The 10,006-nt window shown below is 72.9% G+C and carries 25 protein-coding genes; 2 read left to right on the forward strand and 23 right to left on the reverse strand.

Annotated elements, in window-relative coordinates; translation table 11 throughout:
- Positions 1-7: 7 nt before the first annotated feature.
- Both AC6EXY_RS15320 and AC6EXY_RS15325 read left to right on the forward strand, forming a co-directional pair.
- On the forward strand, positions 8-358 hold the full coding sequence (locus AC6EXY_RS15320; protein WP_499817147.1) for a hypothetical protein: 351 nt from the start codon (positions 8-10) through the stop codon (positions 356-358).
- Complete coding sequence (locus AC6EXY_RS15325; RefSeq protein ID WP_499817146.1) at positions 355-1,107, forward strand: hypothetical protein; 753 nt, start codon at positions 355-357, stop codon at positions 1,105-1,107. The genes AC6EXY_RS15320 and AC6EXY_RS15325 overlap by 4 nt, the downstream gene beginning before the upstream one ends.
- Here the strand turns inward: AC6EXY_RS15325 and AC6EXY_RS15330 are convergent.
- Genes AC6EXY_RS15330 through AC6EXY_RS15440 form a run of 23 tightly spaced genes read right to left on the reverse strand, consistent with a single transcriptional unit; the run spans position 1,085 to position 9,799 of the window.
- Entirely contained in the window at positions 1,085-1,588 is a 504-nt protein-coding gene (locus AC6EXY_RS15330; RefSeq protein ID WP_499817145.1) for a hypothetical protein, read from the reverse strand. The two genes, AC6EXY_RS15325 and AC6EXY_RS15330, sit on opposite strands and share 23 nt — an antisense overlap.
- On the reverse strand, positions 1,578-1,886 hold the full coding sequence (locus AC6EXY_RS15335) for a hypothetical protein (protein ID WP_499817144.1): 309 nt from the start codon (positions 1,884-1,886) through the stop codon (positions 1,578-1,580). The genes AC6EXY_RS15330 and AC6EXY_RS15335 overlap by 11 nt, the downstream gene beginning before the upstream one ends.
- Positions 1,876-2,223, reverse strand: a complete 348-nt coding sequence (locus AC6EXY_RS15340; protein WP_499817143.1) for a hypothetical protein — start codon at positions 2,221-2,223, stop codon at positions 1,876-1,878. Before AC6EXY_RS15340 ends, AC6EXY_RS15335 begins: the two co-directional genes overlap by 11 nt.
- Positions 2,210-2,572 (reverse strand): hypothetical protein, encoded by a 363-nt coding sequence (locus AC6EXY_RS15345; protein WP_499817142.1) that lies wholly within the window; start codon positions 2,570-2,572, stop codon positions 2,210-2,212. The genes AC6EXY_RS15340 and AC6EXY_RS15345 overlap by 14 nt, the downstream gene beginning before the upstream one ends.
- Complete coding sequence (locus AC6EXY_RS15350) at positions 2,565-2,846, reverse strand: hypothetical protein (RefSeq protein WP_499817141.1); 282 nt, start codon at positions 2,844-2,846, stop codon at positions 2,565-2,567. The genes AC6EXY_RS15345 and AC6EXY_RS15350 overlap by 8 nt, the downstream gene beginning before the upstream one ends.
- Complete coding sequence (locus AC6EXY_RS15355; protein WP_499842351.1) at positions 2,843-3,196, reverse strand: hypothetical protein; 354 nt, start codon at positions 3,194-3,196, stop codon at positions 2,843-2,845. Before AC6EXY_RS15355 ends, AC6EXY_RS15350 begins: the two co-directional genes overlap by 4 nt.
- Positions 3,189-3,449: a hypothetical protein gene (locus AC6EXY_RS15360; protein ID WP_499817139.1), complete on the reverse strand. Its 261-nt coding sequence runs from the start codon at positions 3,447-3,449 to the stop codon at positions 3,189-3,191. Before AC6EXY_RS15360 ends, AC6EXY_RS15355 begins: the two co-directional genes overlap by 8 nt.
- Complete coding sequence (locus tag AC6EXY_RS15365; RefSeq protein WP_499817138.1) at positions 3,442-3,666, reverse strand: hypothetical protein; 225 nt, start codon at positions 3,664-3,666, stop codon at positions 3,442-3,444. Before AC6EXY_RS15365 ends, AC6EXY_RS15360 begins: the two co-directional genes overlap by 8 nt.
- A complete protein-coding gene (locus AC6EXY_RS15370) occupies positions 3,663-4,055 on the reverse strand; it encodes a hypothetical protein (RefSeq protein ID WP_499817137.1) in 393 nt (130 codons plus the stop codon). Before AC6EXY_RS15370 ends, AC6EXY_RS15365 begins: the two co-directional genes overlap by 4 nt.
- Entirely contained in the window at positions 4,048-4,443 is a 396-nt protein-coding gene (locus AC6EXY_RS15375; protein ID WP_499817136.1) for a hypothetical protein, read from the reverse strand. The genes AC6EXY_RS15370 and AC6EXY_RS15375 overlap by 8 nt, the downstream gene beginning before the upstream one ends.
- Positions 4,436-4,816 carry a hypothetical protein gene (locus tag AC6EXY_RS15380; protein WP_499817135.1) on the reverse strand — a complete coding sequence of 127 codons (381 nt, stop codon included), beginning with the start codon at positions 4,814-4,816 and terminating at the stop codon, positions 4,436-4,438. The genes AC6EXY_RS15375 and AC6EXY_RS15380 overlap by 8 nt, the downstream gene beginning before the upstream one ends.
- Positions 4,809-4,982, reverse strand: coding sequence for a hypothetical protein (locus tag AC6EXY_RS15385; protein ID WP_499817134.1), 174 nt, complete (start codon positions 4,980-4,982; stop codon positions 4,809-4,811). The genes AC6EXY_RS15380 and AC6EXY_RS15385 overlap by 8 nt, the downstream gene beginning before the upstream one ends.
- Positions 4,982-5,218 carry a hypothetical protein gene (locus AC6EXY_RS15390; RefSeq protein ID WP_499817133.1) on the reverse strand — a complete coding sequence of 79 codons (237 nt, stop codon included), beginning with the start codon at positions 5,216-5,218 and terminating at the stop codon, positions 4,982-4,984. The genes AC6EXY_RS15385 and AC6EXY_RS15390 overlap by 1 nt, the downstream gene beginning before the upstream one ends.
- Positions 5,215-5,517 carry a hypothetical protein gene (locus tag AC6EXY_RS15395; RefSeq protein WP_499817132.1) on the reverse strand — a complete coding sequence of 101 codons (303 nt, stop codon included), beginning with the start codon at positions 5,515-5,517 and terminating at the stop codon, positions 5,215-5,217. The genes AC6EXY_RS15390 and AC6EXY_RS15395 overlap by 4 nt, the downstream gene beginning before the upstream one ends.
- Positions 5,514-6,080 (reverse strand): hypothetical protein, encoded by a 567-nt coding sequence (locus tag AC6EXY_RS15400; RefSeq protein ID WP_499817131.1) that lies wholly within the window; start codon positions 6,078-6,080, stop codon positions 5,514-5,516. The genes AC6EXY_RS15395 and AC6EXY_RS15400 overlap by 4 nt, the downstream gene beginning before the upstream one ends.
- A complete protein-coding gene (locus AC6EXY_RS15405; RefSeq protein ID WP_499817130.1) occupies positions 6,077-7,267 on the reverse strand; it encodes a hypothetical protein in 1,191 nt (396 codons plus the stop codon). Before AC6EXY_RS15405 ends, AC6EXY_RS15400 begins: the two co-directional genes overlap by 4 nt.
- Positions 7,260-7,544, reverse strand: coding sequence for a hypothetical protein (locus AC6EXY_RS15410; RefSeq protein ID WP_499817129.1), 285 nt, complete (start codon positions 7,542-7,544; stop codon positions 7,260-7,262). Before AC6EXY_RS15410 ends, AC6EXY_RS15405 begins: the two co-directional genes overlap by 8 nt.
- A complete protein-coding gene (locus AC6EXY_RS15415; RefSeq protein WP_499817128.1) occupies positions 7,537-7,884 on the reverse strand; it encodes a hypothetical protein in 348 nt (115 codons plus the stop codon). The genes AC6EXY_RS15410 and AC6EXY_RS15415 overlap by 8 nt, the downstream gene beginning before the upstream one ends.
- Positions 7,881-8,369: a hypothetical protein gene (locus AC6EXY_RS15420; protein ID WP_499817127.1), complete on the reverse strand. Its 489-nt coding sequence runs from the start codon at positions 8,367-8,369 to the stop codon at positions 7,881-7,883. The genes AC6EXY_RS15415 and AC6EXY_RS15420 overlap by 4 nt, the downstream gene beginning before the upstream one ends.
- Complete coding sequence (locus AC6EXY_RS15425; RefSeq protein WP_499817126.1) at positions 8,366-8,611, reverse strand: hypothetical protein; 246 nt, start codon at positions 8,609-8,611, stop codon at positions 8,366-8,368. Before AC6EXY_RS15425 ends, AC6EXY_RS15420 begins: the two co-directional genes overlap by 4 nt.
- A complete protein-coding gene (locus tag AC6EXY_RS15430) occupies positions 8,605-8,925 on the reverse strand; it encodes a hypothetical protein (RefSeq protein WP_499817125.1) in 321 nt (106 codons plus the stop codon). Before AC6EXY_RS15430 ends, AC6EXY_RS15425 begins: the two co-directional genes overlap by 7 nt.
- Positions 8,926-8,927: 2 nt before the next feature.
- Entirely contained in the window at positions 8,928-9,410 is a 483-nt protein-coding gene (locus AC6EXY_RS15435) for a hypothetical protein (protein ID WP_499817124.1), read from the reverse strand.
- Positions 9,407-9,799 carry a hypothetical protein gene (locus AC6EXY_RS15440; protein ID WP_499842352.1) on the reverse strand — a complete coding sequence of 131 codons (393 nt, stop codon included), beginning with the start codon at positions 9,797-9,799 and terminating at the stop codon, positions 9,407-9,409. The genes AC6EXY_RS15435 and AC6EXY_RS15440 overlap by 4 nt, the downstream gene beginning before the upstream one ends.
- Positions 9,800-10,006: the final 207 nt, after the last annotated feature.

Raw genomic sequence — 10,006 nt, forward strand, 5'->3', positions numbered from 1 at the left:
AGAGATCATGCCCTGGAGGTCCACCCCCGCCGCGCCCGCCTGCCAGTTCGCCCGCGACGGCGACGGCGTGCTGGTCCGCTGGCGGTACACCGGCGTGGAGCACGCGCTCACCATGCCCGCCCCCGACTGGGACGGCCTCGCCGCCACCGCCACGACCAGGCAGCAGACAGCGGGCCCGGACGGAGAGTGGATCTACTGGGGGCCGACCGGAGCGGCGGTCCGCCGGCCCGAGGGTCACGTCACCGTCGCGGCCGGCGGCACCATGTTGATCCTGCCCGCGTCCATCTGGGAGCAGATCGTTGCCGCCGCCCGCGCCGGGGTGCTGCCCGCCGCCGCATCCGCACGGACCGGGTCGTGACCCGGCCCCTCGGCCACGTGCGGGCCGCTGACCTGCACCGGGCAGTGCTCGCCGGGTTCGGCCAGGCGCGGGGCCGTGGAATCACCGCCCGTGCGGTCGCGGACCGCCTCGCGACCGAGGAGGCCGCGATCGGCGCCGCGCTGGACTCGCTGGCGGGACTGGGCATGCTCGGCGCGATGCGCCTGTCCGCCGGCACGATCTACACCCGCCGTGAGCTGCCCGGGCTCGGGTCGGCGCGGGACCGCCGGCCGGACACCGGGATCTCCCGCCGCGAGCTGTGGGCGGCGCTACACCTGCTCGCCCAGCCCAGGGGCGTCACCCTGGGCACGCTCGCCTCTGCGCTCGATGCCCCCGCCGGCCGCGCGGATCGGACGCTGCTCGCACTGCGTCTGGCGCTGCTCGCCGGGCAGGGGCTGCTCACGCTGGACGCGGGCCGGTGGCTGGTCACCGGTCAGGGATGGGCGTGGTCATCCCGGGTGCTGGCCGAGACGCCGAGGGCCGCGGAGCTGTGGCTGGCAATCGTCGCAGTGATCACCCCCGCCCTCCGCGCGGAGGACGCGCGAGTCGACGAGACCGCCATCGCCGGCCGGCTGGGGGTACGCGGACATCGGCTCGAGCCCGCCGTGGAGGAGGCGATCGACCGCGGCCTGCTCGCCCGCACGGACCGCGGTCTGGTTCTCACCGCGGCAGGGGCCGCCCAGTGTGTCCGGACCGCCGCCGGGCTCGTCAGTGTGCGGGCGGCTGGCTGACCGTCGTGCCGTCGGCGTCGAGGGCGCTCCGGACCATCGCGGCGAGCATGTCCCGGCCAGCCAGCCAGCCAGCCGCGAACCGCGGGTGCGCGTAGGGCGGCCCCCCGATCTCCGGGAGATCGTCCAGCCGTGCCCACACCCGGGCCAGCCGAGCCTCGGCGGCGTCCCTGCGGAGCCGCTCGTCGTAGGCGATGGCCCACGCCTGCCCGCAGCCGGTGCAGGTCGTCTCGAATGCCAGCGCGGTTTCCTCGGCCGCAGCCTGCGCTTCCAGTTCAGCGACCCGGGCGCGGAGCCGGAACACCTCGACTGCGTCCAGGTCCACCATCGGCCCGTCCGCCGGACCCACCGGCATGAGAGACAGCCGTATGCCCAGCTCGTCGGCGGCGCCGACCAGCGCGTCGCGCAACGCCGGCCACAGGGCAATCGGAACCGCCCCTGCGTGGATCTCCATCAGGCGACGCGCCCGCCGATCAGTCGTCACGGCCATCGTCCTCTCCGAGCGCCCGGCGGAACTCGCCGATCAGGTTCGGCAGGCTGGTAGATGCCCGCGCGGTCATGTCCCTGTCAAGGTCGACCAGCTTGCCGGCAACCCGGATCAGCTCGGCGACATCGACCACACCGGCGGCGGGCACCATCTCCGCGCGGACAGTCGTGATGCTGGGCATCGAGCTGATCTGGTTGACGGTGCGCATCAGCTCGTGCAGCGCACGTCCGGCGGTCTCCCCGGACTCGGACCGGATGCTGATCAGCACGGTCGGGCCGGACGGGTCAGGTGGCATGAGAGGTCTCCTCGTTCAGGCCGAGCAGCGCCTGGCAGGCAGGGTCGTTCCTCGGTGATCCGAGGCCGCGGGGCATACCGGTGGCCGTGCAGCAGCGGGCGCAACGCGGCACGGACATGCGGGACAGCACCCCAGGAATGTCAACCCGGGCTGCCTGCCGGCCGCAGTCCAATCCGACCGTGTAGCCGCCGGTGGCGAGGCTGTCGAGGTAGCCGTTGTCTTCCAACTGTTCGGCGAGATGGTCGGGCTGGCTGGTGTGGTGAAGCCTGCCGCCCGACGGGGTGATCACCCAGTCGAGGTCGGCGAGCCGGCGGCGCGGCAGATCAGGTGTCGGCACGGGACGCCTCCGCCAGGGCCCGGGCGTACATCCGCAACGCACGGCGCCGGCACGACCGTTCGGTCAGCCCGCGCGGCGCCCGCGGCCACAGGACCGGCGTCGCCCACGCGGCGGGCTCGGCCTGCCAGACCCCGCGGTGGCTCCGCCGGGTCAGCGTGAGCCGGAGCGTACGGGCGAGATGCCGGCGGACGTACCGGCCCCGGGAGATACCGGCGGCTCGGGCGTGGAGCCCGGCCCAGCGGAGCCGGTGCAGGTCGTCGCCCAGGCCGACGCGGTACACGTCCACGTAACGGGACAGGCTCCGATCCCACAGGTAGTCGATCTTCTGGTCGGTGGTCAGCTCAGCCACGGCGCTCGGCCTCCTCGGCGTCGTCCGGCGGCGCGATCGGCTGACTGTCCACCGTCAGCCACACCGGCGCGAACCCGGACGGCTCGTGCCGCATCGGCTCCTCGCCCAGGCTGTAGAACGCGCCGGAGAATCCGTGCCAGCCGATCTGGCGGAGCACCTCGCGGACCACCTGCCCGGACGGCGGGGTGGTGTAGACGACACGGTCGCTGGTCGCGGCGGATGCCGGCTGGTACGGGCGGCGGTCCGGCGGCGGCGTCTTCGCGGCAGGCATCATCGGGGGGCCTCCTCGGCGCTGGTCTCCACCGGCTTGCCGCAGGTGTCGCAGGCCATCTCGGGTAGGTGCGTCATCGGGCACATGACCATGACCTGGCTTCCGTCGAGGGCGGCGCTGGCATCTCCGTCCGGGGCTGCCAGCCAGCGACTCAGGGCGTCCACCGCGGTCAGGTCGGGGACGACGGTGGTGCCGTACCGGCCGGTGGTGGCGTGGGATATGAGCCGGATACTGGCCCAGTAGACGAGCCACCGGGGGAGGCGCCAGGCGATCTTCATGGCTGCTCGGGTGCGTGCTCTACCCAGCTCGTATCGCCAGTCGATGCAGCGACCTTTCATGATCGGGCTACGCACCTGCGGTCTCCTCGGCCGGGCCGACCCGGACATGCTCCGGCTTCCCAAGGACGTGCCTGGCAATGACCCGGGCCGCGTCGGGGACGCCGACCACCGCGCCGGGTCCGGCGTCGAAATCCACCTCCCAGGTGGCGGCCTCGTCGTGGATCAGCTGCTCGAAGCGGGCGCTGAGGGCGTCGAGCAGGTCGTAGTCGCTGTTGGCCCAGGTGGGTCCGGCGGCGCGCGGTTCGGTTGCGGCAGGCTGGTCAGCCATGCTTCTGCTCCTCGCTGGTCTCCTCGGCCGGGGCCTCGAAGAAGCTGATGTAGGTGCGGGTGCACTCGCACAGATGGATGACGTCGCCGCCGATGCGCTCAACGCCGCACCCTCCCGTCGGCCTGTGGGCGACCACGGAATGCAGACAGGCAGGGCAGTGGGGAACCTCGGGATCCTCGGGCGGGTTCGGCGGTAGGTAGAAGTCGGGGCTGATCACCGATCGGTCTCCTCGGCCGGGGCGGGCACGAGACGTCCGGAAGTGATGTCTGCAGCCACCCGGGCGTGCTCCCGTCGGGCTGCGGCCTCGCTGCCCACATCGACGCCGGTCCACACGCAGGTCGCGCAGTGCCAGCCGGTGCCGCCGTGTCCGGAGGTGACCGTGAACTTGTGGCCCTCGGTCTCCTCGGCTGGGGCCGGCTCGTCGCACGGGCACTCGGCGGCCTCGTTGCATCCGCACTCGCACGGCTCCCACGCATCCGGGTCGGCCGGGGCGTCAGGCCCCCACGCCGCACGGATCATCGCGGCGACCGTGCCGTTCGTGGTGTAGCCGTCAGGGTCACGGTCGAGGTCGGCGAGGAGGTCCGCGAGCTGTTCGACGTCAGCCACTGATCTTCTCCTCGCCGGCGGCCGGGATGGCGCTGGCCGGGATCTCCACCCAGCCCAGCGGGATCAGCTCCTCAACGGTGCAGTCGGGGGCGCCGTCGAAGTCGTCGCGGTGCCAGCCGTCGAGGCCGACGTAGCGCCAGCCGCCGCTGGGGAGATGGGCCCAGGTGAGGACGGGGCCGTCGTGGAGTTCGGCGTAGAGCCGTGCGCGGACGGCGGGCCCGTCCTGGTCGTCCAACCCGTCGGCGGCGTTCTGCTCGGCGGCGCGTTCGGCGGCGAGCTCGTCGCAGATCCGACGGATCCGTGCGTTCTTCAGCCGGTGGAGCTCGGCGGCAACTTCCCGGGCGAGCTTGGCCGCGTCGATCGTAATGGTCAGGCTGGGGTCAGCCATCGGTGTCGTTCTCCTCGTCGTCGAGACCGCAGGTGCAGGGCCCGACGCCGTCGTCGCACGCCGGGCAGGGACGGTCCTCCCCGCGCCCGACCGGCATCCCCCCGCGGAGCACGAGCGTCACCAGCGGCGGCAGATCCTCCCAGCCCCACCACAGATCCCACACCCCCTCGCGGTCGGTCAGGAGCGCCCAAGGATCGGGATCATCCATGTCGTGCCGGTCGGGCAGGTAGGCCCACGCCGGCCGCGGGTTCTCGCCGAGCAGTTCGCGCCAGGCACCGCCGGGGCCGACCATTGGGTGTCCGTCGTAGCGGACGATGTCCCCGTGCTGGATGGCGGTCCGGGCGTCCGGGCCGGCCAAGTTGATCTCAACCATCGGTGGTGGTCTCCTCGTCGTCTCCGACCTCGTCGTCGAGGCCGGCGGTTTCCCCGGCGTTCTGCCAGGTCAGGTCCCGCTGCCTCAACACCGGGGCCGGGCTGGGCTGCGCGGTGGGGCTGTCCGAGAACGGGGCGGCCAGGACGGGCGGAACCGGACGGGACATCACCCGGTCTCCTCGTCGTCGCGCCACCAGCGGTCGACATGCGTCGTCTCGTCGGTGCCGGCGTTCAACCGGGCTGACGACGCCTCGACCGCGTCCGCGAACCGCTCCTTCTGCGGCGTCGTCAACTGCGTGGTGATCCACCGCCAGTTGACGTACAGCCACAGGTCACCGAGCAGGTCTTCCAGTGCCTGCACGTCGGCGGCCAGTTCCTCGACGGTGGCCGGGCAGGGCGTCACGGGGACACCTCCGGTGCCGGCCGAACCTCGATCGCCGTGAACACACCCCGACCCGGTCGGCTAGCGAGATGCAGCATGCGCGAGTAGTCGGAGGTGCTGTGGGGCCCCGTCGGTACCCAACGCCAGAGCCTCGGCTCGCCGGCGGTCAGCGGGCCGTCGGCCTCGTCGTCGTAGCCGTGCTGGTCGTAGCAGCGCCGTGCCGCGGTGAGGGCGATGGTCCGGTCGGTGGTGTAGGCGAGAACCGAGGGCGGGGAGAATGGGTCGTCGTGGTAGACGATCTTGCACTTCACGGCGGTCACCGGGTCACCTCCGGTGCCGGCCCTGTCTGCCACGGGATGTCACCGGTCGGTACCAGCCGCCAGACGTGGACCGCAGGGTAGAGAGCTCTGATCATCGGCCGGTCGCACCGCCCACCCTTCCGGCAGCGGTGTACCTCGGCCCGGTCCTCCGGGTCGAACTCGTCCAAGCGCGGAAACGCCGGGTCGAGCCGGTGTCCCCACTCGATGCGGACGCTGCCGGCCGGCACGGCGTCGAGCAGGTCCAACACCTCGACGGCGAGCCGCCGCCACACCCCGGACATGGTGGGCATGGCCGTCAGCAGGTCCACCATGTCCTCTCGCGGCCACCGTCCCGGCAGGTCCGCGAGTACGCGGTTCCACTCCAGGCCGTAGCGGTCGCGGAGCGCGCGCTGCGCGGTGAGTACGGGGCTGTCCTGGTGCGACGGGCAGTAATGCTCACCACGGGACGTGTACCTGGTCCAGCCATCGGCACGGGCCTGCCCGGTCATGACGGCGGCGGCGTCGTAGGTGGCGCCGCAGCCCGGGTGGTCGCAGCGGCGGATGGCACCCTCGGCGGCGCTCACCGGGACGTCTCCGTTGCGCTGTCCGGTGCTGGGCATTCCGTGGGCGCAGCACAGTCGGCGCCACAGTGCGGCTCGCACCGCGGCAGCGGTGTGGCGGTGACCGGCCACGTCGCGTCGTACAGGGCGCGGCAGGGGTTGTCCGCGGCGGCGACCAGCGAGCCGCGCGGGTAGAGGGTTCCGGTAGCGCCGAGACGGCCCACGCGCCGCAGCATGGTCCCGGGCGGCGCCTCGAACACATCGGGGTCTGACGGTGTGGGGATGCCGGCCACCCGGTGACGCTCGCGCAAATCGACGAGAGCCGCGGCGGCGATGCTCTGCGGGTCCTGCCCGATCGTCCGGCGCAGGACCTCGCCGTCCCCTGGCGAGCAGTCGCGGGTGAGGGTTGCCATTTCGTCGTCGTTTGGCCGTTCGTAGTTGGCGATCCGCTCCAGTGCCTTGACGGCGTCGGCGGCGATAAGAAGCGCCTCGGCGCGCCCACGGGGGCTGCCGGCCGGCGGCACACCCACAGCGGCAGCGGCCTCCAGCATGGCCCGCGCCACCCGCTCACGAGCCGGACCGGCGATCAACGGATGTGAGCCGGCGAGCCGGCAGAACGGGCAGCCACTGTCGTAGCCGCCCAGCTCATCGCGGACACCTTCGCGGGCGTCGTGCTGGCGGTGACTCAGCTGGCCGCGCGGCCCGGGGAACGCCTCGTAGACGAGGTCGAGCGCACCGTCGACAGCGGCGGCGACCATGGCGTCCGTGACCACGGTCGGACGGGAGGCGGCGGCCTCCAGATCGGCGACCCGCCGTTCGGCGCGCTCCGCACGAGCCCGCGCGTCGTCACGTTCGACGCGAAGCAGGTTGCCAGCGGAGACCGCCAGCTTCTTCGCGAGTTCGAGGCGGCGCGCACCGTCGGGTTCGACCGCGACCTCCAGCCCGGCGACCCGCTGGCGGAGCCGACCTGCCGCCTCGATCGCGTTCGCCCACGGGTTGTTCGCGGAGCTGTGCTCGCCGATCTCCTCGACGGGCGCGACTGCGAGGGCGATCCGATCGGCCCACTCCTCCGCCTCGTCACGGGCGGCGGTGACGTCGTCGGCCTGCGCGCGGAGCCGCCGGGCCTCGGCGACCAGCGCCCGGATATCCCCGAGCGGGTCGACTTCGCCGGCACGGTCCTCGATCGCGTCGAGGTCCAGCGGGTCACCCACGATGCCACCCCCGCTTCTTCCACGCGGCCCGGACGCTGACGGCCTCCTCGTAGACGTTCTCCGACAGGTAGGAGTCGTAGCTCTGCCCGCCACCCGGAGGCCGCGGCCCCCAGTCGTCATCCGGGTAGACCAGCGTCGCGGCGGCGAGCAGCGTCTCCTCCAGCGTCCCGATGCGGGTCAGGAGCGCGCTGATGTCGCGTCGGGCCTGCTGGCCGTTGATGCGGGTGGTGTCCTTCTCGTACCGCGCCCGGAGCGCGGCCGTGTCCAGCTCAGGCACGGTTCCCCCCGTTGTTGAGCCGCGCGGCGGCGGCGATGATCTGCGCAGTGGTCGGGCTGTCCGGACCGCCATCGGCGCCGACAGCGGCAGCCTCGGCCACGGTCGGGTAGTCGCCGTTCTCGATCCGGGCGAGCGCCGCCAACGCCTGGTCCCGCTCCCGCTCGGCGGCGGCCGTGGCGCGCACGGCGGCGACAGCGTCCCGCGCGTACCGCAGCATCACCGGCGCGGCGTCGGGGTCGTCCTGAAAGTCTCCCTTGGGATCCCAGACGGCAAGGACCGCAAGCACGGAAGGATCGTCGCTGGCCGGACGTGGGCTGGCGGCCCGGTCGACGGCGCTCACCGCGATGCCTCCTGATGAGTGAGCGCCACGCCATTCACCGCGGCCCACGCCACACACGGGTTGCACCAGGAGGACGCACCATCACGGGCGTAGGCGAACCGCCCCGGATACCGAGTGCAGGACCCGGGACCGCTGGTGAATGTCTCGCAGGAACGGGCCGCGAGCAGACTGACCGCCTCGACAAGCAGCCCGGCGTCGGCGCCGCCCCGGGCGCGATCGACCTGCCCCTGCACGATCTGGATCATCCGGCGGAACTCGGCGATCAGATCCGACCACCGCTGCTCGGATGCCTCGTACGCACGGTTCCGCGCGTCGTCGATCCGGGCGGCGACCAGCGGAGCGATCGCGCCCAGCACGTCGGCTGTGACCGCCCAGCGTGGGTCTCGCGTCGGGGCTCGGAGCGCGAGCTCGACGGCCGCGCGGAGCGGCTCGTCCGTGAGGAGTGCCTTGTGGGTCTCCTCGGCGGCCCGGTCGACGGCGCTCACCTGTGCCTCCTGACGTACAGCGACCGCCGTCCCCAGCAGACGCCGGCCTCCCACTGCGACCAGTGCCGGCTCAGGTGGACTGGGGTCAGGTGCAGCTGCCACTCGTAGCGGCCGTGCCAGTGGTTCCGGTAGCCGATCGGCTGGGCGTGGCCGGCGAACAGGGCGAGCCAGTGCCACGCCTTCTCGCCCCGCCAGAGCGTCCACAGGTGCCGGTGCGACGCTGCGGTGAAGCTCCCTACCACCCCAGCACCCCCGCCCGCCGTACCAGCCACCAGCCCACGGCCAGCGCGGCCGCCACGAGCAGCGCCGCGCCGACGGGGCCGCCGCGGGCGTGGGCCAGCTGCCGGCGCAGCGCGGCGACCTCGCCGGCGAGCGCGACGATCCGCTGGTCCCGCTCGGCGATCGCGGCGGCATGCTCACGGCGCAGTTCGAGGATCGCGGCGGCGTGGGCCTGGCGGTCGTCGGCGGAGGCGGCCCGCTCGACGGCCAAGGCGCGCCGGGTGGCCGGCTCGGGTGCCGGTGCCGCCTCGACGGTGATGCACGCGCAGTCGTCCACCACTACTCCTCCCCCGGGATGCCGCAGGGCAGCAGGAACTGAAGGTCGTGCTCGTCGTCGGGGTGGCCTTCCCACCATCGGCCGTCGAGCGGGTACCACCAGAGGCCCGCGGCCGGGTCCTGGGCCCAGACGGCGCCGTCGGCAGCCTGGAGGAGACGGCCACGGGGGGCGTCGCGGGGATGGGCCGGGGTGGTGAGGCCCACCGCGCGGGCGAGCGCGGCAGCGGCGGGTGAGAGTTCGGGTTCCGGCTCGGGTTCCGGCTCGGCGTGCACGATCACCGGCTCGACGTCGTCGAAGCCGCGGGCGAACGGGCCCGCCTCGGTCATGCCGAGGATGTGGACGTAGTCGCCGTCCGGGCGGGTCTGAAGGATGGTGATCTGCTCGCCGTCGGTGGGGAGGTGTCCCTGTGGGGAGCGGACGGGGATGCTGATCGTCATCCCGGGGGTGATCCGGTCGGCCCAGGCGGGACGGGGAAGGTCCGTCATCGGACACCGCCAGCGTGCCGGACAGCGGCGGTCACGCATTCGATGCCGTGCCTGCCGAGGCGGGTCAGCTCGTTGCCAAGGTCGACGCGGGTGTCGCCGCCGATCGCGCAGGCAATCAGCAGGACGGCGTGCTCGGTGGACGAGGCCGTGAGGGGTCGGGTGGCGAGGTTCCGCCAGCGGATGTCGGCCACCGGGGGCCCGGCGCCGACGTACTCGGGGTCGTCGGAGTAGCGGACGTCGAGCCGGTCGGGCGTCGACGCCATCCGGCGGATCCAGTAGCCGTCATTAAAGGCGGCGAGGAGTTCGACGGCGGCCTCGGCGCGGAGGCCGCCCTTCGCCCAGGCGCGCAGGGCGGCGAGGAGCTGGTCGGGGGGAAGGGTGGGGCTCATCGGGTGGTCCTCGCGGCGCGGTGGGTGGGCGATCGGTGGGCGGAGACAGCCCGAAACCAGATAGACGACGTTGCACTGGTTAGTACGGACGCCACGTGAAATGGCTGGTAGATAGACAGCCCGGGGTCCCGCTGGATTTGTTCACACGGACGCTGGCGGACTCTTAATCCGCGGGTTCGGGGTTCAAGTCCCTGACGGCGCACCCGT

This window comes from Frankia sp. RB5 (assembly GCF_059816245.1).

Coding starts and splice junctions, on each gene's coding strand:
- AC6EXY_RS15320 (WP_499817147.1), top strand. CDS start 8: ATGCCCTGGAGGTCCACCCCCGCCGCGCCCGCCTGCCAGTTCGCCCGC.
- AC6EXY_RS15335 (WP_499817144.1), bottom strand. CDS start 1,886: ATGCCACCTGACCCGTCCGGCCCGACCGTGCTGATCAGCATCCGGTCC.
- AC6EXY_RS15350 (WP_499817141.1), bottom strand. CDS start 2,846: ATGATGCCTGCCGCGAAGACGCCGCCGCCGGACCGCCGCCCGTACCAG.
- AC6EXY_RS15360 (WP_499817139.1), bottom strand. CDS start 3,449: ATGGCTGACCAGCCTGCCGCAACCGAACCGCGCGCCGCCGGACCCACC.
- AC6EXY_RS15375 (WP_499817136.1), bottom strand. CDS start 4,443: ATGGCTGACCCCAGCCTGACCATTACGATCGACGCGGCCAAGCTCGCC.
- AC6EXY_RS15380 (WP_499817135.1), bottom strand. CDS start 4,816: ATGGTTGAGATCAACTTGGCCGGCCCGGACGCCCGGACCGCCATCCAG.
- AC6EXY_RS15385 (WP_499817134.1), bottom strand. CDS start 4,982: ATGTCCCGTCCGGTTCCGCCCGTCCTGGCCGCCCCGTTCTCGGACAGC.
- AC6EXY_RS15435 (WP_499817124.1), bottom strand. CDS start 9,410: ATGACGGACCTTCCCCGTCCCGCCTGGGCCGACCGGATCACCCCCGGG.
- AC6EXY_RS15440 (WP_499842352.1), bottom strand. CDS start 9,799: ATGAGCCCCACCCTTCCCCCCGACCAGCTCCTCGCCGCCCTGCGCGCC.